The sequence below is a fragment of the Methylobacterium tarhaniae genome, assembly GCF_001043955.1.
GTDB classification, from domain to species: Bacteria; Pseudomonadota; Alphaproteobacteria; order Rhizobiales; family Beijerinckiaceae; genus Methylobacterium; species Methylobacterium tarhaniae.
Map to the genome: position 1 here is coordinate 1 of NZ_LABZ01000141.1, position 1,333 is coordinate 1,333.

Annotated in this window: 1 protein-coding gene; it reads right to left on the reverse strand. The window is 72.8% G+C overall.

Features of this window, described 5'->3' with window-relative positions:
• Positions 1-410: 410 nt before the first annotated feature.
• Positions 411-1,333, reverse strand: a 923-nt coding sequence (locus VQ03_RS19855) for an AAA family ATPase (RefSeq protein ID WP_048452632.1), incomplete at its 5' end; no start/stop codon positions are given.

Below are 1,333 nucleotides of genomic sequence, written 5' to 3' on the forward strand. Positions count from 1 at the left end.
TGAGCGGCCCGCGGCAGTGACGGGGAGCAGCTGAGAGAGGCTCTCTCGCCGGGGGGCCGCGCGAGTCGCGTTCTCGGCGGGCGCATTGTTTGGGCGGGCCGGCGCTAGCGTGGGCGGTGGACTCGCCGCCACCGTCTCGGTCGTGGACGGCGCCGGCGAGGACGGCGACCGCCCCCCCCCCCTCGCCCTCTCGGAAGCCCGCTCGGCGGTGAGGAATCCCACCGCCGAGCGGGCTTCCGAGAGGGCGAGAGAGGGGGCGCGGTCGCCGTCCTCGACGAGGCGGACAAGGACCGAGACGTAGGCGTAGACTCCACCGCCCAGGCTAGCGTCGACGCACCCAAACAAGACGCCGTCCGAGACCGCGTCGCGCAGGATCCGCAGGTGAGAGAGCTCGTGCACGGCGCTCCCCGTCACTGCCGCGGGCCGGCATCGCGGGCGTCGAGCACCGCTTCGATCAGCCGCCTCAGCGCTCGGAGGGACCCCCCCGGCCAGTGGGCCTCAAGCGCATCCCACTCCACGCCGTCGAGGGGCGGGCACCAGACCTCGTCCAGGCCGCGGTCGGCTCGGACGTCGGCCAGGATGGAGCCCGCGAGCGCCCGCAGGTGTTCCGGCCCCGGCTCGTCCAGGCGCAGGATCGTGCACCGATCGAGCAGCGGCCGCGGTATCCCCGCGAGCGTGTTCGCGGTGAGGATCCACTGCACCCGGCTGAGATCGCAGTCGGCCTGGAGATAGACGTCCCGGTACCTGGCGGCGGTCTCGATCCCGAGCTGATTGATCAAGGCATCGGCGGCGTTCCCGTTGTGTCGGCTTGTCCCAATCTTGTCGACCTCGTCGATGACCAAGAGCGGATTGGCGATCCTTGTCCGCAGGATCTCGCGCATCGGCGCCGAGAACCCTCCCGTCGACCAGCCCCTCGACACGCCGGCGATCGCCATCGCGTCCATCGCGCCGCCCATCGAGTAGACGGCTGGCTGCAACCCGAGGACCTCCCCGTAGCGCCGGGCTAGCCGCGTCTTGCCGCCGCCGGGCTCGCCGACGATCAGCACGGGCGGGTTGCGGATGGTCTCCTGGGCCGCGAGCGGGCGCAGAAGCCGGTCGACGATCGCCGCCCCGTGAGGGCACTCCGCCAGGAGCTCGGCCCGCGCCGCCGCGAGGTCCGCCGGGGGCGTGACGAGGGGGAGGTACTTCGAGAGGATCGGCTCGGCGTCCTTGACCGGGTCGTCGCCCTTCATCCCGCGCTTCACGTGCGCGACGTCCCACACGACGACGAGCCCGGGCGCGACCGGCGGAGGGGCCGCGATCACGGCCCTTTCCAGCTCCCGGGTCGCAGGCG